Here is a 25,662-nt window from a genome sequence, read left to right as displayed (position 1 = left end):
TTGAGCATTGCTGGCAAATCACTTATCTAGTTGAAAAATCTTGATTCCAAATAGTGGAATCATTCGGGATGGTAATCTTGATGAAATTGTGCTTGGTGGTATTATGGCAAAGATTACACGAGCTGATCATGAGCTCATAATTTTCCAGAAAAAGCACTTCATTTTCTTGACGTATTGCCTCCTCCACTTTCTCAATTTTTGGCAATAAAATAGCCTCGGAGAGGTTACTCATGTTATAGTTGTCATGGATGACATCTCCCTCTATCAGGTTCTCGGTTACTTCCTCCAACTCATGGGTGTAGAAGTCCGCCAGCTTCCAGTTTTTATTTTTTCCTGCCAACCAAAGTTTATGCGAAAATTTCTGATAATAGCCCATGGTTTCCAACACCGGATATTCTTCTACTTCCTTTTTTTCTGGCTTGGTAGAGCATGCCACGCTAAGCATCAATAATAGAAAAAGGTATCTCATTTATAATTTAAATTGAATGGTTAAATAATAGTTTCTTGGTTCAGAAGGAATAATTCCCGGTCCAGGATATCCGGTGGCTCTCCTGGTAAAATACTGTTCATCTAAAAGGTTGTTTATTCCTGATTCAACTTTGAATTTTTTATACCTGTAGGCTAATGAAAAATCCATGATTGAGTAAGCAGGGATCTCACCAATAAGCCCATTCCTGTTGTCGCTATCATCAGGTACAGTGGAGTTCTCCACATCTGTGAATTGTTCAGACAAATGGGTAAACTGGAAACTACCGAGCAAGTTTTTGTATCCAAATCGAAAACCTGTTTTGAGGTTTGCAAATGGAATGAACTCTACCTTTTTCTCCTCTACATTGTTTTCATCAGAGTCCAAATAGCTTGACTCTGTAATCGCTGCATTGACAAACCAATTGAGCTTATAGTCGGACGAGGGTAGCTGAAAACTCTTGGCCAAGTTCCAATCTGTGAAAAACTCCAGACCTACAATGAGTGCGGTCCCAATATTTCCACGTACACGATTTGCTCGGTCGTCCAGAATAATACCGATCCGGTCATCATACAATATTCCATAGGCTCCGATATCAAATGAGATCAGTTCCCTCCATCTTCCTCTTGCGCCTAGGTCAAAGGTGAAGCCTTTTTCATCTGAGATATCCGGATCGATGATGAATGTTGGGTTCGTGACGCGGATGTCGCTGAAAGTAACTGAGCGATAATTTTGAGAGATGTTGCTATAGATTTCAATATGCTCCGAAGGGTCAAAGCTTACACCTATCCCAAGTAGCAAAAATGATCGATCGAAGATTCTATTATCTGTGGTGTCGCCAAGGGGTTGTACATTACCAGCCAGATCTATTCCTTCCCTATTGTAGGTTCCTAGACTCTCTGTCTTAATGTATTCATACCTGAATCCCGGCGTGATGGAAAAACGATTGTTTATAAAAAAGATATTCTCTCCGAAGACAGCCAGGTTTCTGTTTGGGAACTCGAAATCCGACTGGTTGATGTAGTTGGGGTTTTCGTCGATAGCAAAGTCAAAGTTCGCATCTGTGCCTCTGGTACCCGGACCCTGCACACTGGTATTATTGGCTTTGTAATACTTTGAACCAATAAGAAATACAGCATCCTTTCCTCCTAAAGAATAGCGAGTCAGGTAGCGTGCTTCGGCACCCCAATTCCTAAATGTCCCTTTGATCAAATCCCTGGAAAAGAAAAAGCTGCCATCTGTGTCTTGCTCATCTTCCTGAAGAATTGGATTCTGATTCAGTTCGCTTGGATCTCCTCTGAACCCAAGTGCATTTCTACCTGCATCCAAAGCAAAAAAGGTAAAGCTGAAATCACTCCTGGTCGATAGTTTATGATTGAGCTTCAGGGAATACAACCTCCAGTTTACCTCAAACCAATTTCGGGTGCGGTTGCTAAAATTGGGATTGGCTTTGAATTGAGCGTCAGTAAGCCCACCTGGTTGTTGCGAAAGGTAATTCAGAGAAGTAAACTCAAAAGTGGCAGACGTTCGTTCAGAAAATTCATAACCAAAACTTCCGAAGTAATTGGTTGACTCAAACTCAGAGTTGGGTCTGAATCCATCTCCTTTTTTATAATTCAGATAGGTGAAATAGGAGAACTTACCGACGGTTCCATTTAGTGAATTAAACGTATTGAACAGTCCGAAAGAGCCCACAGATTGACGAGTCGTCAACTCAATTGGCTTATCAGATGGCGGCTTCATTTTAAAGTTTATCAAGCCACCAAACTGGGTTCCATATTGCAAAGATGCGGCACCTCTCACCACCTGTATTTCGCTTAGTGCCTCAGATGGTGGTGTGTAATAGCTTTCAGGATATCCAAGCACATCTGCGCTAATATCATATCCGTTTTGACGCGTATTAAAATTCGATGTTCGGTTTGGATCAAGTCCACGTCCACCCACATTTAGCTGTAAGCCCGCATCTGTACTTTCGTAAATATTTAAACCCACAACTTGAGAATAAATCTGCCTTGCATTATTAGTCGCGACATTTCCTACCATTTGATCCAGCAATACGACCTCCGTTTTCTTACCTGCATAAATAGCTGTTCCTTCCACTGGCTGTAGACGAGTTAATGCAAAGATTTCTTCTCGTCTCTGACTAATGACTACTTCAGAAAGCTCTTGCTGAAACTCTTCCATTGGAATGGTGATGTTTCTATCGCTGGTAAGCTCTACCTGCTGCTCCAGCGTCTGATACTCCAGCGACATAATGACCACCTCATGCTTACCTCCCTTGAGATTGTTAAGCTCAAAGTACCCTCTTTTATCAGTTGATGCTAGCTGGCTGCTGTTCCGATCATAGATCTCGGCATTGACAATCGGCTGTTTGCTTTCTGCATCGATAATATTCCCGGAAAGGGTATACTGTGCCATCGATGATAATGCCACAAGAATCAATAATACTGATATGCTATATCCCTTTAATCTCATCTCCAAATGGAAGTATCCACGTCTTGTGTTTGAATGATTCTTGAAGTTTGGTCAGATCCACCGACGGATCAATGTATGGTTGGCTTTTTCTTCCATTTAGCGCGACGTAACTCTCAACATACACCTCAACCTCCTTCTCCTGAGCAGCAAAATGATCGCGAAGGAAATGTGCATATTGTAAAATAAAATCGGGCTGAGTGGCCATCTGTTTTTCCTGAAAAGAAGAAAGGAAGTCCGTATTGTCAATGAAGAAGATTTCATCATTGGTTCTATCCATAATTTTGAAATTGGCATAACCGGCTTTCTCCATTAGCATCACTCGCCAGGAAAACCGAAACCCCTCTTCTGTCCAGAACAACTCGTCTGGATACATTAGGTGACGCCACGGCAGAAGTAGTTGAATAGCAAAAAATATGGTGAGGAATCGAAGTTTCCATTTTGGAGTCCCGATCACTTCTTCAGACTTCACATCGACAGAACTAAAAATGCTTTTGCCCAATAATCCTAGAACAATACTTCCGATTTTCTTGAAGATTTCTATGATCTTCTCATGAACCTTTGCATCAAAGAAAATAAGCGCACTTACTATCATGATGTACGGGAACATCCCGATTGGAAATAACACCCTGGTCAGCAGATGAAAGATCACTACAAGAGCGAAAGCCAGCAATCGAGTGCGCTTCAATAATAACAGAAAAGGAATGCATAAATCATAAATAGCACCGCCCCAGCTAAAAGCGTAAATGACCCATTCCTGATGGAGAAAATCACCTAAGAAAGGAATATCATATCTCCCTGGGAGCCAGATTTTCAGAGGCATAGCCTTCACCAACCAATCCGAGTTAAGCTTGGCCAGACCAGCATAGAAATAGACCATACCTAGGAGGAGCTTGATGCTGTCAATATTCCACTGTTGGATGTATGCTTGTGATTTCTTTCGAGCATCTATGGAAAAGTATTTACCTGCAGGCAAAAAGATCATTAAAAAGCTAAGAATACTGATGAAATAGTAATGATTCAAATAAGTAGTCTTATCCATCAGCTCGATGTAGGTGAAGCTGAGAAAGAACGTGACAATCGAAAGTATGTAACAGTAACCCAGAGCTACTCCGAGTGCTGATAATCCACAGATTACAAATAGAAGATAGGTGTAGATGCCAAGCGGCTGAACCCACTCAAATCCATAGTAGGAAAAGAAAAAATTGGGTTCAATATAGAGCTTGCTGATCCAGCCATACGACCAAAAACGAATAATACTGATCAGCATCATCAAGCCGAAAAAAATGCGAAAGACTGCCAGTGGGGCAGCCTTGGTTGTTTTGGTAAAATATGGTGAATTAAACAACTCCATCAATCACCATCTGCATCCACAAAGTCCACTCGAATATTAAGAGCTTGAAGCATGTCTACTTTTAGATTGACCACATTCTTCTGAAGCTCATCATAAGTTTTAAGCATTTGGCTATTGTCTGATGCTACTTGCATACTAAAATCCTCCTCCAACAACTGAGCTTGATCTCTGGCTTCCTCAAATTGCGCATTGATGAGCTCGCTTAGATTTTCAGCATCGCTGACATCATTCACAAAATCAAGATAAGTTTTGAGGCCTTCTCCTTCCACCGCCAGATTGGAATCTGATGACTTTCCATTAAAGAAATCTTGCATTGCCTTGAGTCCGGTTAGAAAAAGCTCTTTCGATTTTCCGCTGTAAAATCCCTCCACCTTTTCTGGTTGTATCTCGGCAGAAAATACGCCTGCAGGGATTCCGATTTTTCCCGCCCTTAAATGCTTTTCATAGTAGAAAATATAGTCGTTTACAAGCTTGTTTACTGATGAGGTAGATCCTGATCCAGCGTTGGCTATAAATATTTCACGATAACCATTTTTCCAATCACTAAGCACCGCTTGAGTCAGAGTCAAAAGTCGATCTGATAAATCATTTAAGTAGGCTTTGTATGGCTGAGATGCCGTCTCTTGCAGATAAAGGTCAACAATTGCCTGATCCGAATCTTTGATTTCATAAATAAGATATTCAATTGCCGGGAAGCCTTGCTCATCCTGTCTATTCACGGATGTGAGGTCGTAGGATTCTGATTCAATTGTTTTGATCAGATCTTCTGTATTTGTGGGATAAATATTCGTGTAGTTGATCAAGCTAAGTTCTTCTGCTTTACCAATTTCAAACATGGCAACTTTCTGCCATGCAATATTTGCAGACAGCCAAGCGGATCTCGCGTCTTCCAAAGTGGCTATGGATGGGGAATTTGTGAAGGCTTCAATGGTTGTTTCCAAAGTAGTTAGTTCGGAAACATAAGAAGCATAGCCAGGCACAATAATGTTATCTGCCCAGTTTTGGAGCATAGCTTCACGATCAAAACTATCGCCTGATTCACCAGGTTCGTCTTCAGAGCAACTAATCATAAAAGCGCTCAAGCAAAGAGCAATTATTATTGATAGTAGACTTTGATTTCTCATTTTCTTCATCCGCATTAAACATTGAAAGGGGATATCACAATCCCCTTTTTAATTTATTTGATTTAATCAGCTACCTGCCTGCTCCACTGTAAAAGCAAATTTGGCTGCAATCTCATTTGATATTTCACCTAAAGTGGCAGGAGTCACATCCCATAGCCCATTGGTTCCACTCATCAGCTCATTTAACATCTCATCTACTTCCGTGCGAGAAAAGTATGGCAGTTCGCTATTTGGCATCCGAGTGAATTGAAGTCCGTAGATAAAACCATATCCTTCTGAAAGATCATGAAAGACAGAGGCATAGTCTATCGAGCTTGACTCCAGACCAGCCTTGCCTTGCTGCAAATAATACACCGCACGAATTGCAATGATTGATGAAATTCTTTCTCTTATGATCTCAGCCTGAGCATCACGGATAGCATATTCACCAGCTACTATCGCTGATCTTCCGAGTTTAAAGGCGTTGAAGATATCGTCTGCAATTCCAGCGAAATCCTCATCTGCCTCTACCCTTCCTATATACTTATTGAGAAAACTGTCATCAGCTCCTATCGTTTGGTTCGGATTCGCAAGATTGTCTGCAGTTCCATATGCGTATCCAAACGCTTCATCCCACTTGTGCTCCATGTTTGTATAAGCCTTGCCGCCAGCCACAGTTTCCGAGTCATTATCTTCTATATTGGTACCGGCATCCAACACGGATGTGCTCACATAATTGTTAAGGATTTGATCAACCATCAAGGCGCTGATAAGTGATTTGCCAAATGCCTGGTTGTATTCAAGTCCTTTGCCATTCACGTATCTGATGGACCCTCCTCCGGCTTCCTGGATGAAGCCGGCTTGGCCAGCGGACGCTTCCGTTTCCCATTCAGGAAAAACATCTGATACTTGAGCTGCGATCCAGCCATCAAAATCTTCCTTGATTGCTGCAGCATCAGTGGTATTTGCAGAAAAGAAATCCGAAGAGGTGGCAGTTTTGCTTCGCACGTTTTTATCTGATGCATTTAAGCCGAAACTTGTCGCATCTTCAAAATCATCAGCTCCTTCTTCGTGAGCAAACATTGAAGCTATCGTAGCCTCATCTAATGTGTTATCCATCAGGGCACTTACAATTTCCTCCGCCATTAGGATTCGTGTTGTCTGGCCGCTGAAAGAAACGGTGGAAACACCATCTCGCTCGAAAACATAAGTTTCCGGTTCGTTGATGGATATGGTTCCACCGTTATCATCTCCACAGCTGACAAGAGATATTGATAACCCTACAAAGAGGGCAAGTATTAATTTGTTCTTATTCATTTTGAATTATCGCTTACAAAAATATGATTGATTTACTGTTTAGAATCATTCTAAACAATGCAAAATTGAATTTGTCATCGATATCTCACAATCGCTATGCATGGGGAATTTTTATATCACTAGCATTGGTTAGTGACATCACTAGAAGTAGTGATAGATTAGCTACTTGTGGTGATTTTGAAAACCGGCCAGAACCTATTTGATCACCTCTGAGTTATTCATTGAAATCACATAATCATGACATTAGATCAACGAATCGAAAAATCAGAAACTCGCATATTCAAAGCGGTATTTCCCAACACCACCAATCACTACGACACGCTTTTTGGAGGTACAGCTATGCATGCAATGGATGAGGTGGCATTCATCACAGCGACCAGATTTAGTCGCCAGCGAATGGTCACAGTAAGTAGCAGTAAAATAGACTTCAAAAAACCTATTCCTGCTGGCACAATAGTAGAACTAATAGGACGAGTAATTCATGTAGGAAATACAAGCCTAAAGGTCTTAGTTCAGATCTATATAGAAGAAATGTATTCTGAGAAAAGAGAACAAGCGATAGAAGGTGAATTTTCGTTTGTCGCCATTGATGAAAATCGACAGCCAACCGCTATTCCAAAGTAATCTAATTTTTCACCAGGCCGGTTTCCAGTGCGTATACAATGAGCTCAGCTGGAGAGCCAAGATTTAACTTCTTGAGTATATTTTTTCTGTGTGAATTAATGGTGTGAACACTTAAATGTAGTTCCTCTGCAATTTGAGCAGTTGTTCTGCTCTTTGTTATCAATTCCAAAACCTGAAATTCCCTTGGTGATAAATTGGTTGGCTCACAATCATCATTCTCCTCAGGATTTTCCACCACCATGTCAAGAATATTATTGCAAAAGAATCGATTGCCTTGTGCTACAGCTCTCAAACCATTTATGATTTCTTCCTCGGAGCAATTCTTTGTTAAAATTCCTTTAATGCCCATGGCCAGCATTTGTTGAATTGAATCTCTGGTCTGACTATTCGAAATAACCAGAAAACTTGATTCTAAAGTCTCCTTCAGCAGTTTCAGCTTAGGAACAAGCTCACGATCTTTGTCAGAAATATCAACTACGATTAAGTCAGGTTCGATAGCTGTACACGCCTCAACAAATTTGTCTGGAGAATCAATCATCTTAACCAGATCAAATCCAGGCATCGCCTTGAGCAAGGACGCAATACCTTGTCGAGTCAAATATTGAAAATCAGCAAGAAGAACTGAAGTAGCCAATGATCTTATTATTTAGAATGATTCTAAACAAAAGTATGCTGCTTATTTTGATTACACAAAAAACCATCAATAATTGAAATCCAAAAGGCTCATAGGTTGTTAGATTTGTAGCAAGAAAAAATTGATCCCAATGGAATACCGAATAGAACACGATACAATGGGCGAGGTGAAAGTACCTGCCGAAAAATACTGGGGAGCTCAAACCCAAAGATCCAGAGACAACTTTAAAATTGGTGGAGAAAAGAATCAAATGCCGATTGAAATTACTCGAGCGTTCGCTATCCTTAAGAAATCTGCCGCTGAAACCAATATGGATCTTGGAGTGCTTTCCAAAGAAAAATCCGACTTGATAGGTAAAGTTTGTGATGAAATTCTAGATGGGAAGCTAGATGATCAATTCCCATTGGTGGTTTGGCAAACCGGATCTGGCACCCAATCAAACATGAACTCTAACGAAGTAATTGCCAATCGTGCGCATGTCCTAAACGGAGGCTCGCTCTCGGATGATCAAAAAACTATCCATCCCAACGATGATGTGAATAAGAGCCAAAGCTCTAACGACACTTTTCCCACAGCTATGCACATTGCAAGCTATAAGATGGTGGTCGAGAATACCATTCCGAAAGTGACCAAACTAAGAGATACACTTCACAAGAAAGCTGAGTCTTTTATGGATGTGGTGAAAATTGGTCGTACCCACTTTATGGATGCTACACCACTTAGCTTGGGTCAAGAGTTTTCAGGGTATGTTTCCCAATTAGATCATGCGCTAAAAGCGCTCAACAATACGCTCGATCATTTATCCGAGCTGGCATTAGGAGGTACTGCAGTAGGAACCGGTCTCAATACACCCGCAGGATACGCTGAATTGGTGGCTGAGAAAATTGCCAAGTACTCAGGCATGCCTATGCGAACGGCAGAGAACAAATTTGAAGCATTAGCAGCACATGACGCTATAGTAGAGACGCATGGTGCCTTGAAACAAATGGCGGTGAGTCTCATGAAGATTGCCAATGATATTAGAATGCTATGCTCCGGACCTAGAAGTGGTATCGGAGAAATCATCATTCCTGAGAATGAGCCTGGTTCATCCATCATGCCCGGGAAAGTAAACCCTACCCAATGTGAAGCACTTACTATGGTGTGCGCTCAGGTGATTGGCAATGATGTTGCTATTGCCACTGGCGGAATGACTGGCCATTTTGAACTTAATGTGTTTAAGCCGATGATGGTCTTCAACTTGCTCAATTCAGCACGATTGATTGGAGATGCATGTGAATCATTCAATGACAATTGTGCAATCGGCATTGAGCCAAATAATGCTATAATCAAGGAAAAATTAGAGAATTCACTGATGCTTGTCACTGCTTTGAACACCCATATTGGCTATGAAAATGCGGCTAAAATCGCTAAAAAGGCACATAAGGAAGGTACTACACTAAGAAAAGCAGCTATAGAGTTGGGACTTGTTACGGATGAACAGTTCACGGAATGGGTAAAACCTGAAGATATGATCGGATCGCTAAAAAGTTGATTCATTATCCATTATCAAGAGATTTTTGTACTTTAGTAACATTAATGATTGCGTAAAAAACCAATTTCACAGGAAGATGAAAAAAACAATATCACTTATCGCGCTGGCACTCTGCTGTGTTTTTGCATTTGAGGCAAACGCTCAAATGGACAAAAAAGAGAAAAAAGAGTGGAAGAAAAGGATTAAAAAACTTGAGCCAGAGCAATACAAACAGCTATTGGATGAGAACAAATCCCTGAAGGGACAAGTGACCAGCCTTAAAACAGAACTCGGCAATATTGATGATAGAATTGCGGAGAAAGATCAGCAAATCCTTACATATCAATCTCAGGTTGGTGATTTAAGAGAAGAGCTATCTAGACTTCAAAATGCTCAACCAGCAGAAAATGTTGCGACTAACAACACTGGAAGCGGAATTGATGAAAGCAAAGGAGTAGTATTCAAGGTTCAACTAGGAGCTTTCGGGAAAAAAGACCTTAAGAAGTATGACAACTCACCAAACTTCAGCGCTGAAGATGCTGATGGACTTCAGAAATACACCATTGGTGTATTTAGAGATTATTGGGAGGCAGATACTTTCAAAAAGTACTTAAGAGAGATGGGAGTGAAAGACGCGTGGGTAGTTTCCTACAAAGACGGAGTTCGCGTACCTATCAAAGATGTACTTGAAGGCGTGACTAAGAAGTCATAAGCATAAAACATTCTTTTTAAAACCCTGGTTTCTTGTAATAAGGAATCAGGGTTTTTTGTTTGTATTTTTGCAGTCGGATGATAAAGTATAAAACACCAGAAGAGATCGAAATCATGAGGGAGAGTGCCCTCATTGTTTCCAAGACTTTAGGAGTTATGGGCGAAAAAATTGAGCCTGGTGTTACTCCTTTGGAATTGGATAAAATCGCTGATGAATTTATAAGGGATCATGGCGGTGTGCCGGCATTTTTAGGTCTTTACGATTACCCAAAATCAATCATTACTTCTGTAAATGAGCAGGTAGTTCATGGAATCCCAACAGACAGACCTCTAGAAGACGGTGATGTTGTTGGTGTAGATATTGGTGTTTTAAAAAACGAATACTATGGCGACCATGCGTACACCTTTCCGGTAGGTGAAATCGAGGATGACGTCAAGCAACTTTTGCGTGTAACTAAAGAATGTCTGGACAAAGGGATTGAGCAGCTAGTAGCTGGCAACCGGATTGGGGATGTGAGTTTCGCTATTCAGCAGCATGCTGAAAATCATGGTTATGGAGTAGTGAGAGAGCTTGTGGGCCATGGACTTGGTAGAAAAATGCATGAATCCCCAGAAGTGCCCAATTTTGGTAAGCGTGGACGAGGAAGCAAAATTCAGGAAGGACTTGTGGTGGCTATCGAACCGATGATTAATATGGGCACCAGACGTGTAATTCAGTTAAAAGATGGCTGGACAATTGTAACAGCGGATCAAAAGCCCTCAGCTCATTTCGAACACGATGTTGCTGTTGTAAACGGTAAACCTGAAGTCTTATCAACATTCAAATATGTGGAGGAAGCACTGGAAAAGAAAAATGCTGTAATCATTTAGTGCTTCTTCGAGCTGAAACAAAGACCTACCTTTGCCAAACATAAGATGGCAAATCAAAGCAAAAGCAAGTTTGGAACTGTAATGATGAAGTTTCTGGTATGGCGAATCAGGCATATCAGTGATAATAATTTCTTGCTGATAACTGCGGGACTTATTGGGTTATTGTCGGGACTAGCTGCCGTCATTCTAAAAAGTACTGTACATCTAATCATTCAGTATTTAGAGCTTAACGACACACTTTTCAGTTTCAACTATTTCTACCTAGGTTATCCCCTTTTAGGAATTCTACTCACAGTGTTCGTGTCCCGTTACCTTTTTAAAGAGAATCTCGGACATGGAATAACGCAGATTTTATATTCCATTTCTAAGAACTCAAGCGTAATTAGAAAAACGCGAATGTATTCTCGAATGGTGACCAGTGCCATCACGGTGGGTTTTGGTGGATCTGTTGGACTTGAGGCACCCATAGTTGTTACAGGTTCAGCGATAGGTTCCAACTTGGGACGCCTATTTCATCTTGGATACAAGAAAAGAACCGTGCTGCTAGGGTGTGGTGCAGCAGGGGCTATTTCAGCGATCTTTAATTCGCCTGTAACAGGTGTAATCTTCGCAATGGAAGTAATTCTTACGGAGGTTAAAATCAGCAGATTCATTCCCCTTCTCATTGCTTCTGTCTGTGGCCAGCTGGTAGCATTGGTTTTATTGGGGGAAGACATACTATTTTCCTTCCGACTTACTGATAATTTCATCGCAGGAGAAACCGGATACTACCTCCTTTTTGGTGCCGTCTGCGGTCTGATTTCATTGTATTTCACTCGGATCATGTACGTATTTGAAGGAGGGATAAAAAAAATACAGAACGATTTTGGAAGAGCAGCAGTGGGTGGAGTGTCCTTGGCATTAATCATTCTTACATTCCCTCCTATTTATGGCGAGGGATATGCAACAATCAAAAGCTTACTTCAAGGGAGTTCGGTCGACATTTTTCAGAATACGCTATTTAATAGCTTATCAGAAAATCAGGCATCTTTAATCATATTCTTGTTTTTGATTTTGTTGGTTAAACCCATGGCAACAGCCCTTACCATTGGCGCAGGTGGTAGTGGTGGAATTTTTGCTCCATCGTTGTTTATGGGCGGGCTATCAGGCTTTGTTTTCAGCTCTACATCCAACTCTATCCTCAATACCTCATTAAGTACAAGCAATTTTACACTAGTTGGAATGTGTGGAGTAATGAGTGGTATTCTACATGCACCTCTGACAGCCATCTTTCTTATTGCAGAAATCACGAGTGGTTATGTACTGTTCGTACCATTAATGTTAGTCTCGGCAATTTCGTTTAGCACAATCTCCTACTTTGAGAAGCATAGCATTTATACTAAGAGACTAATTGAAACTGGAGATCTCATACAGTACGACAAAGATCAAATTGTATTGAGCTTAATTGACTTGAAAAAAATTGTTGAGAAAGACTTACTTGTCATCAATCCTGAAGCCACACTTAATGACTTGGTTAGGTTAGTAATGAAAAGTAATCGCAACATCTTCCCTGTAGTGAATGAAGCGAAAGAGCTAGAAGGAATTGTCACACTTGATGACATTAGAGAAATGATGTTTGATGAAGAATCAAGGGCAAATGTGATTGTTAAGACTATTATGCAAAAGCCACCTTCCAGTGTGTCTCCTCAAGAAAAAATGCAATCTGTGATGAATAAGTTTGAGGTAACACAAGCCTGGAATTTACCTGTCATTGATAATGGTGAATACGTTGGTTTCATCTCTAAATCCAGAATTTTCAATGCCTATCGCAAAAAACTCATTCGTCAGACCGCAGAATGATTATCATTTGATAAGACGCTGATTTTCAGAAGCTTAAATGCCGTCATTTAGAGTTATCAACAAAATTGAATTTATTGAAACAACTCATAACTTTCTGATTTACAAGCAAATAACTCGAATCAATCTATTAATGTGGATAACTTTTCTCTTTTGTGGATAAAAAACATTAATATCATTTGGAATCAAAATAGTCATTTGTTTGCCCTGCCGGATATAGCCAATCATACTATGAAAATTCAAGATGCGACACAACTCTAATTTTTTTACCTCAGATTATTTGAATATTAACAGTATTCCTGCTTCAAAAAACTTCCAAGAGGTATTATCTATGAATTATACAAAATCTATTTTTTTAAAAAAATGAATAGCATGAACCCATATTGATTTATTTTCGTATTTCATATGATGAAAAAAATAGCCCTGGCTTTTTGCATCTCTCTCGCAATTCAGCTTTCTGCTCAAGAAGTTGAAGTCGTCAAGTTTTCAGACTTACAGAAGAAGATGCTCTACACGGATGCGCCACTGACAGTTTTCAATTTTTGGGCAACCTGGTGTGGCCCTTGTATAAAGGAACTCCCTCACTTTGATGCATTACAATCACAAAATAAGGACATCAAAGTTTACCTCGTAAGCATTGATTTTCAAAGTGAGTTAGAGCGTGTGAAAAAATTTGTAGAAAAAAAATCATTGCAATCTGATGTGCTCTTTCTCGATGAAAAAGACCCAGATGACTACATGGGTAAGGTTAGCAATGATTGGTCAGGCGCAATTCCTGCCACGTTATTTGTAACAGATTTAGGTAAAACGTATTTCCATGAAAAAGCGTTTACTAAGGAAGAGTTAGAGAAAACCATCAAAAAATATTTGAATTAACAAATGTCCAAAACCATGAAAAGAACATTTATTCTAATTATAGGCGTAATGGCTGTTATTGCTGTGTTATTTATAAACGCTTCAGAACCAATAGCTGGCTACGGTGTTGGGGATTATGCCAAAGACTTCAAGCTCGAAAATATAGACGGCAAATCAGTATCGCTTTCAGATTATGACAATGCCAAGGGATTCATTGTTGTATTTACCTGCAATACTTGCCCTTATGCAAAAGCTTACGAGTCTCGAATTATAGACCTTGACAAGAACTATGCAAGTAAAGGTTTTCCGGTAGTTGCAATTAACCCAAACGACATTTCACAACAGCCTGGCGACTCAATGGATGAAATGAAAAAAAGAGCTAAGAATAAAGGCTATTCATTCCCATATCTAAGAGATGACAGTCAAGAAGTGGCCAAGGCATTCGGAGCTACCAAAACACCTCACGTGTACGTTTTAAATAAAGAAGCTGCTGATAAATTCAAAGTTGAATTCATTGGCGCGATTGATGACAGTCCCAATGATCCATCTGATGTCTCAGAAACATACGTTGAAGATGCTATCAATGCGATTCTCTCAGGAAATAAGCCTTCCATAACTGAGAAACGTGCTATTGGATGCACCATTAAATGGAAAAGCTGATCAGTTAAAGAGCTTAAACAAAAAATGCCCCATACTCAATGTGAGTATGGGGCATTTTATTTTTGCCAAGGCGCTGCTAGTGCGCCATTGCTTTCTCTTTATGTTTCTTGAGTTGCCTTCTTAAGGCTTCTACAGCTGCATCCGCTCCAGCTTCAAAAGAGCGAGCTCTCTCTTTTGAGAAGAATTGGTTTTTAGGCCCATTCAGTTTGATCTCCACGATCTTATTTTCATTACTATTGTCTTTCTCCACACGTAGGAATACCTCCCCGTCGATAATTCGATCATAAAAAGTTTCCAACTTATCAACTTTCTTTTGAATAAAATCGAGCAGCTTACCGTCTGCGTCGAAGTGAATGGAATGCATCTGTAACTTCATGTTTGTCACGTTTAAAGGTTATACATTAAGCTTTAGGATGTGCCTGATCAAAGGCCGCCTTCAGCTTTTCTATCGAGTTATGGGTATAGACTTGTGTGGCTGCTAAGCTGGTATGACCCAGCAAATCTTTCACAGCATTCAAGTCAGCCCCTTTATTTAATAAATGAGTGGCAAAAGTGTGTCTCATTACATGAGGACTCTTTTTGCTTAACGTTGTTACCGCTGTTAAATACTTCTTAACCTTCCGGTAGATGAACATCGGATATAAAGGCTTTCCACTGTCGGTTAGTAATAAATTCATTCCTGTCATTCCCAATTCTGCCTTAAATTTTTGATAGTCTTCTATCAATTGTATTAACGAATTTCCGATGGGTATGATTCGCTCTTTATTCCTTTTTCCCAATACCAGTATGGTCTTTTCATAAAAATTAACATCTGATTCTTTAAGTCCCTGAAGCTCAGCTAAACGGATACCTGTTGAGTAGAGCAATTCAAGCAGCAGCTTATCGCGCTGACCTGAAAAATCTGATGAAAATTCGACTTGATCAAGCAGGATGGAAATTTCCTCTTCCTTGACAAAGGAGGGCAATTCTTTTTCGGTCTTTAGAGGTTTGATCCGACTTGTCGGATTAACTTCTACATACTCCCTGGCAAGTAAAAATTTATAAAAGGATTTAAGAGTAGCAATCTTTCGGTTTACCGACTTTGGAGAAAGTCCGTTGTCCATAAGAAAAACAACAAAACCTCGAATGTGTGTGTGGTGCACCTCCTCAAGGGCCGAAATTTCAAATTCAGTAGCAAGAAAGTCTGAAAACTGCTGGAGGTCTTTCCCATATGCTTCAACAGTATGCTTGCTGTAGCGTTTTTCAGAGGAAAGGTATTTAAGGAAGATCTCCACCATAAGCAGCTTCACCTCTGGAAATGAGGTGAATACTAACTTATTAAAATCTTAGGTGAAGAAGAAGGGGATGAGACTATTTATTTTCTTCGTCTCTTAGATGCTGAATGTATCTAGCCTTGATGATTTCTTCTCTTCTAGCCACAGACGGCTTTTTGAAGTGAGTTCTAGATCTCAATTCTCTCAATACACCAGTTTTTTCAAACTTCTTCTTAAATCTTTTAAGAGCTCTGTCTATCGATTCGTTCTCTTTAACGTTGATTATTAACATTTCAGAATTTTTAATGGGCCGCAAATATAGCAGCTATTTTATTTCATTACAATTATTGATTCAATAAGGTGCGTGATATTACAACTTTCTGAATTTCTGATGTTCCCTCACCTATGGTACAGAGTTTTGCGTCTCGGTAAAATTTCTCTGCAGGATAATCCTTGGTGTACCCATAGCCTCCAAATATTTGCACACCATCATTGGCAACTTCTACTGCAATTTCTGAAGAGTAAAGTTTAGCCATAGCAGATTCTCTATTCACGCTTTTACCTTGATTTTTTAATTCGGCTGCTTGATAGGTCAACAATTTTGCAGCTTCCACTTTCACAGCCATATCTGCAAGTTTGAAGGCAATACCTTGAAAACTTGATATTGATTTACCAAACTGCTCCCTCTCCTGAGAGTAGGCAAGTGCCGCTTCAAGCGCACCTTCGGCAATTCCACACCCAAGGGCCGCAATGGAAATCCTACCTCCATCCAACACTTTCAATGCTTGCACAAATCCATCTCCTACTTCCCCAATTAAATTTTCAGCTGGTATTCTGCAATCTTCAAAAATCATTTCAGAAGTTTCAGATGAACGCATACCAAGTTTATCTTCCTTTCTCCCTTGCTTGAATCCAGGATTGGTTCTTTCTACAATAAATGCACTTCCGTTTCTAGATTTTCCAGGTTCACCTGTTCTTGCAATTACCACAGCAACATGCCCGGTATTTCCATGTGTAATGAAATTTTTAGCCCCATTTAGAACCCACTCATCGCCATCCTTTTCTGCAACTGTTTTCATGTTCCCCGCATCTGAGCCTGTGTTGGGTTCTGTTAATCCCCACGCACCAATCCATTCTCCGGATGCCAGCTTAGGTAAATACTTTTGTTTTTGTTCCTCACTTCCATGTTGCAAAATATGCCCAGTACACAGTGAGTTGTGAGCAGCCATGGACAACCCAATGGAGCCGTCTACTTTGGAAAGTTCAATTATTGCAGTTGCATACTCGTGATAACCGAAGCCTGCCCCTCCGTATTCTTGAGGGACTAGGACTCCCATGAGTCCTAATTCACCCATTCTATGAAAAACATCTTTTGGGAATTCTTGAGACTCATCCCATTTCATCTTATGTGGTTCAATTTCTTTTGCGCAGAAATCACGAACCATTTGCGCGATCATTTCTTTATTCTCGCTTACTTCTTGGGGTGAGGATAATGTTGCTGTTGACATACTTAAAACGTTTGCTTTATTTGGGAACGCAAAATTACTAATCTTGTTCACGAAAAAATAGAATAGAGCCAATTTGAATTAAGAAACAAGTCTTAGCTTTGCGCCGCGTTAAGAATAAAATTTAAATAAAGATGAAAATTGCAGTTGTTGGGACAGGCTATGTGGGGCTGGTAACCGGAACTTGTTTTGCTGAAACAGGAAATCATGTCACATGTATTGATATAGATGAAAAAAAGGTTGAGAAACTTAACAATAAGCAAATCACAATTTATGAACCTGGCCTTGAAGCTTTATTCGAAAGAAACATCAGACAAGGCAGGCTGGAATTTACTACTAGCTTAGAGGATGGCATAAAAGGAGCTCAAATCATATTTCTCGCCCTTCCTACACCCCCAGGAGAGGACGGATCAGCAGACCTTCAATACGTCTTAAAAGTAGCTGAAGATCTCGGCCCTTTGATTGAAGATTTTACTGTGATTGTTGACAAGAGTACTGTTCCCGTAGGAACTGCGGAAAAAGTAACAGCTAAAGTAAAAGCTGGAGCTAAAGTTGATTTTGAAGTGGTATCAAATCCAGAATTCCTGAGAGAAGGTGTGGCAGTAGATGATTTTATGAAACCTGATAGAGTGGTTATTGGTGCGGAGGAACCTCGCTCGATTAAGCTTATGGAGAAGCTTTATGCTCCATTTGTAAGACAAGGAAATCCCATAATCTTTATGGATGTGCGGTCAGCTGAACTCACTAAATATGCCGCCAACTCTTTTCTAGCCACCAAAATCACTTTCATGAATGAGATCGCCAATCTATGCGAGCTCATGGGTGCGGACGTTGATAAGGTTAGAAAAGGGATAGGAACTGACTCAAGAATTGGAAATCGTTTTTTGTTTGCCGGAATCGGATATGGAGGAAGTTGCTTCCCAAAAGACGTGCAAGCGTTAGCTAAATCATCAACTGAAGTTGATTACAATTTCAGGATATTGAATTCAGTGATGGACGTTAATCAGCATCAAAAGCAGAAATTAGTCAGTCCACTTAAAAAATACTTTAAAGGAGACCTTTCAGGGAAAACCATTGCTGTTTGGGGACTGGCTTTTAAGCCTTATACCGATGACATTCGTGAAGCTCCTGCATTGGAAAACATACAAATCTTGCTCGATCAGGGGGCTAAGGTGAAAGCCTATGATCCAGAGGCCATGGAAAATGTGAAGCGCATTTTCGGAGATTCTATTTATTTCGCAAATGATCAATACGATGCTCTAGAAGATGCTGACGCACTAATGATCATGACCGAATGGCCAATCTTCAGGACGCCTGAATTTGAAAAAATTTCTTCAGCGTTGAAAAACAATGTGATTTTTGATGGAAGGAATTTATACGACTTGGATCAAATGGAAGAATTGGGCTTTGAATACCACAGCATTGGCAGAAAAATTGTCAAATAAGGAAACATAGTACCAAAAAAGCCGAGTGTGAAACTCGGCTTTTTTTATTTCTGCTCGTTTAGCTGCCAATTGTAATCCATCCAATCGATATCTGCGACTTTGCTGAGTTTGGTGTCAGCATAACGATTGATATAATCGATGAGCGTCCCATCTTTTTTGAAATCACCTCCATACCAATTAAAGAGCTTCGATAGCGTTGCTTTATTCGCGCTTTTAATGCTGTTCTTAGCAGGATTTCCTAAAAATTCCTTCGCCGCTTTAGCCAGTTGATCATCTAGTTTCTCAGGCAAGTAGGCTCGATTCTGAAGTTTGGGACATGAAACCGCAGCACATACCAGTGCAAAGTGTATTCTTGGCTCGTCAAATTCTTTCCTAATTATCCCGTGCTCAATATTGTTAAGGTCATATTCCTCACCTCCAATATTGATGAACTTAATGTCCCATGCCGTGCTCACAAAAGGAATCTTAATCGTTGACCCTATGTCTTTAATGCTTTTAACCGGGTAGTGTTCCAAAATTAGATCAAGTGTATAAGCATTATATGCGTTGATCCAGTAGGCCAGTTTCTGATCCCTAGTCCATGACTTTTGTGGAGCATTACTTTCCAAAATGGATAAGTATGATTTCAACTTAACTCTGTCTGACTTGAGCCCTTTGTAGTTTACCATTCCCTGGTCATCTACATATTTTAGAAGCAGCTCATCAAAACCGCTATGAGAAACTCCCGATTGACTAAAAAGCGAGATCGAAAACAGAATTGATGTAAAAAAAACTGTGAACTTATTCATATCATCTATATTGTCTAATTAATACTAACCGAACGTGCTTCTTGCTGGATTGATTCGAGCCAAGCTAAATATAGCTCAACAACCAATACAAGATGTACGCCAAAAGACAATCATTTGGATTCGATTACGACTAATAAAGAATTATTAATGCTCATTGCGGGATTTTTTGTGATTGCAATTGCAGCAAATCAAATCGCAAGAGCATTTCAACGAATTAGACTTCCACTAATAACAGGGCTTATCTTCACAGGACTCATAGCAGGTCCCCATATTATCGGATTGATCCCAATTTCCGCAAAGTCAAATCTCAACTTTATCAATGAAACTGCACTGGCCTTCATCGCATTTGCCGCAGGAGCGGAATTGTATCTACGCGAGTTGAGAAGCCGTATCAACTCAATAAAGTGGAACACATTCGGACAGCTTGTAGTCACTTTTGTTCTTGGAACAATTGCGATCTTCTTTCTGGCGGATCATATCCCTTATATGGCTGAGTCGAACAACACAGTCAAGATTTCGATTGCAATGATCACCGCAGCAATATTTGTCGCTAGATCGCCAGCCTCCGCCATTGCTGTTATCAACGAGCTCAGAGCCAAAGGTCCCTATGTGCAAACTGTAATGGGAGTAACCGTAGTAAAAGATTTTCTAGTCATCATCCTATTCTCAATCTGCATCTCACTATCACAAGTGTTGATTTCCGGAAAGGATTTTAATTTCATTGAACTCCTTATTCTCATTCTCGAGCTTGGGCTCTCCTTCGTTTTAGGATTTTTCGTCTATGGATTTATTCTCAAGAAAACACTTCAGTGGAGAATTAGAAGGTATTCAAAAACAGCGCTCGTTTTATTGATTGGATATTCGGCCTATCTACTTTCTTCATTTGTCAATGATTGGAGTGTGACACAATTCAATCATCGAATGTCCCTTGAGCCGCTATTGATTTGTATTCTGGCTAGCTTCTATGTGACCAACTATTCAAAATCCCGCCCTGAGTTTCTTAAAATTCTGGAAGATGTGAGCATCCCCATATACGTCTGCTTTTTTACGCTTACAGGTGCAACTTTTGCCCTTGATCAAATTAGCAGTGTTTTGGGAGTCGCTTTAATCCTATTCGTCGTCCGCACAGGAACCATGGTAATCGGCGGATACACAGGAGGAATGCTTGCAAAAGATCCGATGAAATTCAATCACTTGGGGTGGATGCCATATATGACTCAGGCAGGAGTCGCCTTAGGGCTAGCTACGGTTGTGGCCAAGGAATTTCCTGAATGGGGACCTCAATTCTCTACGGTTATTATTGCGCTAATCGTCCTCAATCAATTCATTGGACCACCGCTCTTCAAATGGGCAATATATCAAGTTGGAGAAGATAGAAGCAAAGCGCCCACACCTGAATTTGATGGGATACGAGATGCAACGATTGTAGGATATGAAAATCAGTCTGTGGCACTAGCTCACCAATTGATGGAAAATGGATGGGAAGTACAACTTGCAACCAAAAAAGATATTGGAGATTTTCAAGAGCCAGAAGGCATAGATATAGTCTACCTGAAGAATCTCTCTTTTGAAGAACTTAAGCGCGTCAACGCTGATAAGTCTGAAGCCATAGTTTGTATGCTCACGGATGAAGAGAACTTACAGGTTTGTGAAATCGCCTACAACAAATTTGGCACCCGAGACTTAATTGTCCGGCTAAATCAACGCTTTTATTCACAAAAATTTCTTGCCTTAGGAGTGAAAATAGTAGATCCATCCACAGCGATTGTAAGCCTCTTGGATCATTTTGTGCGTTCACCTCAAGCCGCTTCCCTACTACTTGGAATGTCGAAAGGAAAAGACACAAGAGACATAGAGCTTCTCAATCACGACCTACATGGAATTACTTTGAGAGATCTGAGACTTCCTGCCGATGTTATCATTCTTTCGGTTGTGCGGGGAGGTCAAACCATTATTACTCACGGGTATACAAGGTTGAGATTCAAAGACACCCTGACTGTAGTCGGTTCCATCAAAAGTTTGAATGAACTCCAATTCAAATTTGATAAGTGACAAAAACTTAAGCCTGTAAAGGCAAAAGAATAGAGCTAAACATATCTTTGCGGGCTATGAGCAATACACCTGACGGAGGATCACTAAAAAACATTGTTTCACACTGTAAGGAATACGGATTTATTTATCCTTCCAGCGACATCTATGATGGACTTGGCGCAACTTATGATTATGGTCCCAATGGATCTGAGTTGAAAAACAACATCAAAGAATATTGGTGGCAGGCGATGGTTCGCATGCATGAAAACATTGTAGGTATTGATGCTGCGATTTTTATGCATCCAACTACCTGGAAAGCATCCGGTCATGTAGATGCCTTTAACGATCCATTGATTGACAATAAAGACTCTAAGAAAAGATATCGTGCAGATGTATTGGTAGAGGAATACATTGCCAAAGTTGAAGGAAAGATCAATAAAGAAGTTGCCAAAGCTGCCAAGCGCTTCGGAGACTCATTTGATAAAGATCAATTTGTCTCAACTAATCCTCGAGTGGTTGGCTACAAAGAGAAGATAAAGTCCATTGAAGATCGTTTAGGAAATTCACTAAGTACTGGGAACCTGGCGGATGTGAAGGCGCTGATTGAAGAACTAGAAATCGCTGATCCTGTATCTGGGTCCAAGAATTGGACAGATGTTCGCCAGTTTAACTTGATGTTTTCTACGGAGATGGGTTCACTGGCTGACGGTGCGGATAAAATCTATTTACGCCCTGAAACCGCACAGGGTATTTTCGTTAATTATTTGAATGTGCAAAAGACTGCACGGATGAAACCCCCTTTCGGGATTGCACAAATTGGCAAAGCCTTCCGGAACGAAATAATTGCACGTCAATTCATCTTCCGCATGCGTGAGTTTGAACAAATGGAAATGCAATTCTTTGTGCAGCCAGGTTCTGAAATGGAGTGGTACAAACATTGGAAACAAAAAAGAATCAACTGGCATAAGGCACTTGGGCTGGGTGAGGAAAACTACCGATTCCACGATCACCTCAATCTCGCTCACTACGCAAATGCCGCCGCAGATATTGAATTCAACTTCCCGATGGGATTCAAAGAACTGGAGGGGATTCACTCCAGAACTGACTTTGATTTGAAAGCTCATGAAGAACATTCGGGCAAAAAACTTCAGTTCTTTGATCAAAATACCAACGAAAGCTACGTGCCGTATGTAGTGGAAACCTCCATCGGGCTAGATCGCATGTTCCTGGCAATCATGTCTGCGGCGTATACGGAAGAAAAATTGGAAGATGGAAGTGAGCGAACCGTGCTTAGAATACCTCCGGCTTTGGCTCCAAATAAAGTAGCTATTCTTCCGCTTGTGAATAAGGATGGGCTTCCTGAAAAAGCGGAAGAAATCCTCAACGAAATACGCTATGATTTTTCTTTTCAATATGATGTGAAAGATGCGATCGGAAGAAGGTATAGACGACAAGATGCGATCGGCACACCTTATTGTGTAACCATTGACCATCAAACGCTGGAGGACAATACTGTGACGATTCGTGAGCGTGACAGCATGAGTCAGGAAAGAGTTTCGGTATCTGAGTTGATTCAAAAGCTACATGATAAGGTAGATATGAAACATCTGTTGAAAAGCATCTAGTTTGAAGTATCTACTCATCATTTTAATCCCTTTTATAGCAAGATGGGTAGTTCGCTATCGTCAAACAGGCAGCTTATATCCAGCGTTTTATTTGAGCGCCAAGCACAAAGCTTTTTTGGCTAATAACTTTGATTTTTATCAGAAGCTTCCTCTGAAATCGAAACAAACATTTGAACGCAGAGTCGCATTTTTCATTAGCTCTAAAAAATTCATTCCAAGAAACATGGATCATGTCACCTGGGAAATGAAAGTGTTAATCTCAGCCTCAGCCATGCAACTTACATTTGGATTTCCTAAGGTTCACCTAAGTTGGTTTAGCTACATTTTGGTATATCCAGATACGTTCTTTAGCAGGTCAAATCAGCAGCATCATAAAGGTGAAGTCAATCCCAGAGCCAAAACAATTGTACTTTCATGGAAATATTTTTTAGAAGGTTATTTGAAGCCAGATGGGCGGAATCTTGGCTTGCATGAAATGGCTCATGCATTACGATTAGAAAACAGAATAACGAACGAGGAGTATAATTTTCTGGATCATGAAATACTCGAAGAATGGGAGATCCAAGCACGGCAAACAATGAATGAAATCATCAATGGAACCGAATCTTTTTTTCGAAAATATGGCTCGGTTAACAATGAGGAATTCTTTGCAGTAGCTGTAGAAAATTTTTTTGAACGTCCTATTGAGTTTAAAGAAAAACATCCTAAAACTTATCAAACGCTCAGCCAACTTCTAAAACAAGATCCAGTATTGCTGGAAAACAGCTAATTTTTCATCATGAACTGGCTTCAACTACTTTCACACAAACGTCCCGGAGAAACAAAAAATGTGGCCTATGATCAAACCAGAAGTCGGTTTGAACAGGACTTTGATCGTATCATTTTTTCTCATCCATTTAGAAAACTTCAGGACAAAACTCAAGTGTTTCCTCTTCCGGAGGATGACTTTGTACACACGAGGCTGACGCACAGTTTGGAAGTATCCGTAGTTGGCCGATCGTTAGCGAAAAATGCTGGTGGCTATTTGCTGAAAAAATATCCCGAACTTCAAAACGAAGGATATACAACTCAAGATTTTGGAGGTATCGTAGGTGCCGCTTGCCTCGCACATGATTTGGGGAATCCGCCATTTGGCCATTCAGGGGAAGACAGCATTTCCTCCTTCTTTCTTACCAATCCACAAGGTCAGCTGTTTAAGGAAAAAGTCTCTGAAGAAGAATGGAAAGACCTCACTACATTCGAGGGCAACGCCCAAGGTCTTCGGATATTGAATAGTAAGGGAAACGGTGGATTAAAATTGACATACGCGACTCTTGGAGCGTTTACAAAATATCCGCTATCCTCCTCTTGCGAGAAAGATAAAGAAAGGAAAAGTCAAAAGAAATTTGGCTACTATCAATGCAACGCGGAGCTTTTTAGCGAGATGGCCAATGAGATGGGACTGGTGCCGCAAGGTGCCTCTAAGTGGTCCAGACATCCACTGGCTTTTTTGGTAGAAGCAGCAGATGACATTTGCTACCATATAATTGATTTAGAAGATGGTTGTAGGTTAGGTCTTGTGCCGTTTGATCTGGTAAAAGATCTATTGGCCGAGATCATTGGTGACTCATATTCTGAAGAAAAAGTACAAAAAATTGAATCTCAAAATGAGCGTTTGGGAACATTGCGAGCAATGGCAATTGGGCAATTAATCCAGGAATGTTCGGAAGCTTTCACTGCCAATGAACCTGCGATGCTAGATGGGAGCTTTGATAATGACTTGACCGGATTGATTCCATCCGCTCCAGCTATGAAAAAGATCATCGAGCTGTCTATAGATAAAATCTATCGTTCGAAATTGGTTTTGGAAAAAGAGGCTGGTGGATATGAGGTGATTGATAACTTGATTGAAGCGTTTGCCACTTCGGTTTATGCCGCAAAATTTGATCGCCCATTACCAAAGCATAAGTCGATTTTACGCTTACTGCCTGAAGAATATGAAGTTCATCTTAGCGGGGTTCGTTCGGTTTATGAAGCATTACAAATCGTGATAGACTTTGTGAGTGGCCTTACTGATTCACATGCTGTGAGGTTATACAAGACGATTAAAGGATATCGGCTTCCAGTTTAGTCATCAACGGACTTGCCATCCGGATCAAGTATCTCCCAAAAAAGCATATAACTGGCTGTGCTGTCTCGTTCCAGAAGTGTCATAGTTGTTGAATATTTTCCAGGGTTGTCGTCTACTTTAAATTTGAAAACACCGAGCTTATCATTCAACGTCACAAAATCATAGTCCCAGACTTCAATCTCATTCCAGCCATCAGCCACCTCCAGATCTATGTTTACGTGTTCTACATCTCCGGTATCCACCCTGTGATAGAGTTCTCCTTTCGGCCAGATTTTATGACCATCTTTTTTTAGATACATCTCATCCTTATCGATTTCATCAGGAGTGGTGCATTGAACAGATTTGATTCTGATTTTAGGCATAGCTGTTAACATTATTACAGAATAAATGTACTCACATATTGTAAAAAAAGGTTACTCAAACCATAAGCGCCTCTAATTATGTTAAAATTTCATTCAATCAATAGCCAAACTCTCTCATAAACCCTTGA

At 40.3% G+C, this 25,662-nt stretch carries 24 protein-coding genes; 12 read left to right on the top strand and 12 right to left on the bottom strand.

Annotated features, from left to right (window positions below):
• Window positions 1-22: 22 nt before the first annotated feature.
• The 5 genes from ACL8WY_RS11050 to ACL8WY_RS11030 all read right to left on the bottom strand — a co-directional run bounded on the left by ACL8WY_RS11050 (window position 23) and on the right by ACL8WY_RS11030 (window position 6,712).
• The gene (locus tag ACL8WY_RS11050; protein ID WP_436514792.1) at window positions 23-469 is read right to left on the bottom strand and encodes a hypothetical protein; all 447 of its coding nucleotides are present in this window, start codon (window positions 467-469) and stop codon (window positions 23-25) included.
• Complete coding sequence (locus ACL8WY_RS11045; RefSeq protein ID WP_436514791.1) at window positions 470-2,941, bottom strand: TonB-dependent receptor domain-containing protein; 2,472 nt, start codon at window positions 2,939-2,941, stop codon at window positions 470-472. It abuts the gene before it with no gap.
• On the bottom strand, window positions 2,922-4,292 hold the full coding sequence (locus ACL8WY_RS11040; protein ID WP_436514790.1) for an HTTM domain-containing protein: 1,371 nt from the start codon (window positions 4,290-4,292) through the stop codon (window positions 2,922-2,924). Before ACL8WY_RS11040 ends, ACL8WY_RS11045 begins: the two co-directional genes overlap by 20 nt.
• A complete protein-coding gene (locus tag ACL8WY_RS11035; protein ID WP_436514789.1) occupies window positions 4,292-5,374 on the bottom strand; it encodes an imelysin family protein in 1,083 nt (360 codons plus the stop codon). The genes ACL8WY_RS11040 and ACL8WY_RS11035 overlap by 1 nt, the downstream gene beginning before the upstream one ends.
• 108 nt (window positions 5,375-5,482) lie before the next feature.
• Window positions 5,483-6,712, bottom strand: coding sequence for a DUF4856 domain-containing protein (locus tag ACL8WY_RS11030; RefSeq protein ID WP_436514788.1), 1,230 nt, complete (start codon window positions 6,710-6,712; stop codon window positions 5,483-5,485).
• A 237-nt stretch (window positions 6,713-6,949) separates the two neighbouring features.
• Here ACL8WY_RS11030 and ACL8WY_RS11025 point away from each other — a divergent pair, with 237 nt between their 5' ends.
• Window positions 6,950-7,336, top strand: a complete 387-nt coding sequence (locus tag ACL8WY_RS11025; protein WP_436514787.1) for an acyl-CoA thioesterase — start codon at window positions 6,950-6,952, stop codon at window positions 7,334-7,336.
• A gap of 1 nt (window position 7,337) precedes the next feature.
• Here ACL8WY_RS11025 and ACL8WY_RS11020 read toward each other — a convergent pair whose 3' ends face one another.
• Window positions 7,338-7,970, bottom strand: coding sequence for a response regulator transcription factor (locus ACL8WY_RS11020; RefSeq protein WP_436514786.1), 633 nt, complete (start codon window positions 7,968-7,970; stop codon window positions 7,338-7,340).
• 130 nt (window positions 7,971-8,100) lie between these two features.
• On the opposite strand from ACL8WY_RS11020, the gene fumC reads away from it, so the two are divergent.
• The 6 genes from fumC (at window position 8,101) to ACL8WY_RS10990 (ending at window position 14,415) form a co-directional block, all read left to right on the top strand.
• Entirely contained in the window at window positions 8,101-9,504 is a 1,404-nt protein-coding gene (gene fumC, locus ACL8WY_RS11015; RefSeq protein WP_436514785.1) for a class II fumarate hydratase, read from the top strand.
• Between the two features lie 76 nt (window positions 9,505-9,580).
• Window positions 9,581-10,195: an Ezrin/radixin/moesin family protein gene (locus tag ACL8WY_RS11010; protein ID WP_436514784.1), complete on the top strand. Its 615-nt coding sequence runs from the start codon at window positions 9,581-9,583 to the stop codon at window positions 10,193-10,195.
• Window positions 10,196-10,272: 77 nt separating this feature from the next.
• Window positions 10,273-11,064, top strand: coding sequence for a type I methionyl aminopeptidase (gene map, locus ACL8WY_RS11005; protein WP_436514783.1), 792 nt, complete (start codon window positions 10,273-10,275; stop codon window positions 11,062-11,064).
• A gap of 45 nt (window positions 11,065-11,109) precedes the next feature.
• Window positions 11,110-12,903: a chloride channel protein gene (locus ACL8WY_RS11000; RefSeq protein ID WP_436514782.1), complete on the top strand. Its 1,794-nt coding sequence runs from the start codon at window positions 11,110-11,112 to the stop codon at window positions 12,901-12,903.
• A 402-nt stretch (window positions 12,904-13,305) separates the two neighbouring features.
• Entirely contained in the window at window positions 13,306-13,776 is a 471-nt protein-coding gene (locus ACL8WY_RS10995) for a TlpA family protein disulfide reductase (RefSeq protein WP_436514781.1), read from the top strand.
• Between the two features lie 15 nt (window positions 13,777-13,791).
• Window positions 13,792-14,415 carry a thioredoxin family protein gene (locus ACL8WY_RS10990; protein ID WP_436514780.1) on the top strand — a complete coding sequence of 208 codons (624 nt, stop codon included), beginning with the start codon at window positions 13,792-13,794 and terminating at the stop codon, window positions 14,413-14,415.
• A 76-nt stretch (window positions 14,416-14,491) separates the two neighbouring features.
• Here ACL8WY_RS10990 and hpf read toward each other — a convergent pair whose 3' ends face one another.
• The 4 genes from hpf to ACL8WY_RS10970 all read right to left on the bottom strand — a co-directional run bounded on the left by hpf (window position 14,492) and on the right by ACL8WY_RS10970 (window position 17,176).
• Window positions 14,492-14,791 (bottom strand): ribosome hibernation-promoting factor, HPF/YfiA family, encoded by a 300-nt coding sequence (hpf, locus tag ACL8WY_RS10985; RefSeq protein ID WP_436514779.1) that lies wholly within the window; start codon window positions 14,789-14,791, stop codon window positions 14,492-14,494.
• Window positions 14,792-14,816: 25 nt separating this feature from the next.
• Window positions 14,817-15,704, bottom strand: coding sequence for a tyrosine-type recombinase/integrase (locus ACL8WY_RS10980; RefSeq protein ID WP_436514778.1), 888 nt, complete (start codon window positions 15,702-15,704; stop codon window positions 14,817-14,819).
• Between the two features lie 61 nt (window positions 15,705-15,765).
• Window positions 15,766-15,960, bottom strand: coding sequence for a 30S ribosomal protein S21 (gene rpsU, locus ACL8WY_RS10975; protein WP_350222399.1), 195 nt, complete (start codon window positions 15,958-15,960; stop codon window positions 15,766-15,768).
• A gap of 52 nt (window positions 15,961-16,012) precedes the next feature.
• Window positions 16,013-17,176: an acyl-CoA dehydrogenase family protein gene (locus ACL8WY_RS10970; protein ID WP_436514777.1), complete on the bottom strand. Its 1,164-nt coding sequence runs from the start codon at window positions 17,174-17,176 to the stop codon at window positions 16,013-16,015.
• Window positions 17,177-17,307: 131 nt separating this feature from the next.
• Between ACL8WY_RS10970 and ACL8WY_RS10965 the strand changes: the two genes are divergently transcribed.
• Window positions 17,308-18,618 (top strand): UDP-glucose dehydrogenase family protein, encoded by a 1,311-nt coding sequence (locus ACL8WY_RS10965; protein ID WP_436514776.1) that lies wholly within the window; start codon window positions 17,308-17,310, stop codon window positions 18,616-18,618.
• A gap of 44 nt (window positions 18,619-18,662) precedes the next feature.
• Here ACL8WY_RS10965 and ACL8WY_RS10960 read toward each other — a convergent pair whose 3' ends face one another.
• A complete protein-coding gene (locus tag ACL8WY_RS10960) occupies window positions 18,663-19,406 on the bottom strand; it encodes a DUF547 domain-containing protein (protein ID WP_436514775.1) in 744 nt (247 codons plus the stop codon).
• A gap of 114 nt (window positions 19,407-19,520) precedes the next feature.
• On the opposite strand from ACL8WY_RS10960, the gene ACL8WY_RS10955 reads away from it, so the two are divergent.
• Genes ACL8WY_RS10955 through ACL8WY_RS10940 form a run of 4 tightly spaced genes read left to right on the top strand, consistent with a single transcriptional unit; the run spans window position 19,521 to window position 25,172 of the window.
• Entirely contained in the window at window positions 19,521-21,458 is a 1,938-nt protein-coding gene (locus tag ACL8WY_RS10955; protein WP_436514774.1) for a cation:proton antiporter domain-containing protein, read from the top strand.
• 56 nt (window positions 21,459-21,514) lie between these two features.
• Window positions 21,515-23,062 (top strand): glycine--tRNA ligase, encoded by a 1,548-nt coding sequence (locus tag ACL8WY_RS10950; RefSeq protein ID WP_436514773.1) that lies wholly within the window; start codon window positions 21,515-21,517, stop codon window positions 23,060-23,062.
• Between the two features lies 1 nt (window position 23,063).
• A complete protein-coding gene (locus tag ACL8WY_RS10945; RefSeq protein WP_436514772.1) occupies window positions 23,064-23,831 on the top strand; it encodes a zinc-dependent peptidase in 768 nt (255 codons plus the stop codon).
• Between the two features lie 9 nt (window positions 23,832-23,840).
• A complete protein-coding gene (locus ACL8WY_RS10940) occupies window positions 23,841-25,172 on the top strand; it encodes a deoxyguanosinetriphosphate triphosphohydrolase (protein WP_436514771.1) in 1,332 nt (443 codons plus the stop codon).
• On the opposite strand, the gene ACL8WY_RS10935 is transcribed toward ACL8WY_RS10940, so the two are convergent.
• Window positions 25,169-25,534, bottom strand: a complete 366-nt coding sequence (locus ACL8WY_RS10935) for a hypothetical protein (protein ID WP_436514770.1) — start codon at window positions 25,532-25,534, stop codon at window positions 25,169-25,171. The two genes, ACL8WY_RS10940 and ACL8WY_RS10935, sit on opposite strands and share 4 nt — an antisense overlap.
• Window positions 25,535-25,662 lie beyond the last annotated feature (128 nt).

The organism is Ekhidna algicida, assembly GCF_051379705.1.
Classification (GTDB): domain Bacteria; phylum Bacteroidota; class Bacteroidia; order Cytophagales; family Cyclobacteriaceae; genus Ekhidna.
The sequence above is the reverse complement of the archived record's forward strand: the minus strand, read 5'-3'. Positions and strand labels throughout refer to the sequence as shown.

Coding starts and splice junctions, on each gene's coding strand:
- ACL8WY_RS11040 (WP_436514790.1), bottom strand. CDS start 4,292: ATGGAGTTGTTTAATTCACCATATTTTACCAAAACAACCAAGGCTGCC.
- ACL8WY_RS11045 (WP_436514791.1), bottom strand. CDS start 2,941: ATGAGATTAAAGGGATATAGCATATCAGTATTATTGATTCTTGTGGCA.
- map (WP_436514783.1), top strand. CDS start 10,273: ATGATAAAGTATAAAACACCAGAAGAGATCGAAATCATGAGGGAGAGT.
- ACL8WY_RS10965 (WP_436514776.1), top strand. CDS start 17,308: ATGAAAATTGCAGTTGTTGGGACAGGCTATGTGGGGCTGGTAACCGGA.
- ACL8WY_RS10950 (WP_436514773.1), top strand. CDS start 21,515: ATGAGCAATACACCTGACGGAGGATCACTAAAAAACATTGTTTCACAC.
- ACL8WY_RS11050 (WP_436514792.1), bottom strand. CDS start 469: ATGAGATACCTTTTTCTATTATTGATGCTTAGCGTGGCATGCTCTACC.
- ACL8WY_RS10970 (WP_436514777.1), bottom strand. CDS start 17,176: ATGTCAACAGCAACATTATCCTCACCCCAAGAAGTAAGCGAGAATAAA.
- ACL8WY_RS11000 (WP_436514782.1), top strand. CDS start 11,110: ATGGCAAATCAAAGCAAAAGCAAGTTTGGAACTGTAATGATGAAGTTT.
- ACL8WY_RS11010 (WP_436514784.1), top strand. CDS start 9,581: ATGAAAAAAACAATATCACTTATCGCGCTGGCACTCTGCTGTGTTTTT.
- ACL8WY_RS10960 (WP_436514775.1), bottom strand. CDS start 19,406: ATGAATAAGTTCACAGTTTTTTTTACATCAATTCTGTTTTCGATCTCG.
- ACL8WY_RS11025 (WP_436514787.1), top strand. CDS start 6,950: ATGACATTAGATCAACGAATCGAAAAATCAGAAACTCGCATATTCAAA.
- ACL8WY_RS10935 (WP_436514770.1), bottom strand. CDS start 25,534: ATGCCTAAAATCAGAATCAAATCTGTTCAATGCACCACTCCTGATGAA.
- fumC (WP_436514785.1), top strand. CDS start 8,101: ATGGAATACCGAATAGAACACGATACAATGGGCGAGGTGAAAGTACCT.
- rpsU (WP_350222399.1), bottom strand. CDS start 15,960: ATGTTAATAATCAACGTTAAAGAGAACGAATCGATAGACAGAGCTCTT.
- ACL8WY_RS10990 (WP_436514780.1), top strand. CDS start 13,792: ATGAAAAGAACATTTATTCTAATTATAGGCGTAATGGCTGTTATTGCT.
- hpf (WP_436514779.1), bottom strand. CDS start 14,791: ATGAAGTTACAGATGCATTCCATTCACTTCGACGCAGACGGTAAGCTG.
- ACL8WY_RS10940 (WP_436514771.1), top strand. CDS start 23,841: ATGAACTGGCTTCAACTACTTTCACACAAACGTCCCGGAGAAACAAAA.
- ACL8WY_RS11030 (WP_436514788.1), bottom strand. CDS start 6,712: ATGAATAAGAACAAATTAATACTTGCCCTCTTTGTAGGGTTATCAATA.
- ACL8WY_RS10995 (WP_436514781.1), top strand. CDS start 13,306: ATGATGAAAAAAATAGCCCTGGCTTTTTGCATCTCTCTCGCAATTCAG.